The organism is Salinimicrobium oceani (assembly GCF_012037645.1).
The window spans coordinates 1-796 of the sequence record NZ_JAAVJR010000094.1; the positions used below are offsets into that span (position 1 = coordinate 1).

The following is a 796-nucleotide window of genomic DNA, read 5'->3' on the forward strand; positions in this document are numbered from 1 at the left end:
TGTTACTTGCCTTTGGTATTGCCTTTTATCTTTTCATGCTGTACAACTTCTGGACGTTTGGCGACAGGGCATTACCTGCGGCATCTTCAGAACATGGGGTGCAATATGACAACCTTCTATTGATCACTATGGCTGTGATCATGTTTGTACAGGTGATCACTCAGGGCTTACTTCATTATTTTGCTTTTAAGTACAAAGGCAAAAAAGGTAACAAAGCTCTTTTCTTTGCAGATAATGACAAACTGGAGTTTGTCTGGACAATAATTCCGGTAATCGTACTGGCAGGGTTGATCATCTACGGACTCTTCACCTGGACAGACATCATGGATATCAACGAAGAAGATGATCCAATTGTAATCGAACTATATGCCAAGCAGTTTAGCTGGCAGGCAAGATATGCCGGGAAAGATAACGTACTTGGGAAAGCCAATGTCCGGTTTATTGAAGGCGCCAACTCTATGGGTGTGGATGAAAGTGATCCTTATGCCATGGATGATGTGATCACAGCAGAGATCCACTTGCCGGTTAACAGGCCTGTTCTTTTTAAAATGAGATCACAGGATGTACTGCATTCAGCATATTTTCCTCACTTTAGGGCACAGATGAATGTTGTTCCCGGAATGATCACACAATTTTCTTTTACCCCTACCATTACTACAGATGAGATCAATGAAACTGAGTACATGAGAGATAAGGTGGCAAGGATCAATGAGATTAGAAAAACCGGAAACGAATCGCGGATAGCTGCCGGAGAAGAGACTTTAGGCGAGTATGAGCAGTTTGAATATTACCTGTT

The 796-nt window shown here is 42.2% G+C and carries 1 protein-coding gene; it reads left to right on the forward strand.

The features are described 5' to 3' along the window. On the forward strand, positions 1 to 796 hold a 796-nt coding region (locus HC175_RS15605; RefSeq protein WP_168139368.1), incomplete at both ends, for a cytochrome c oxidase subunit II.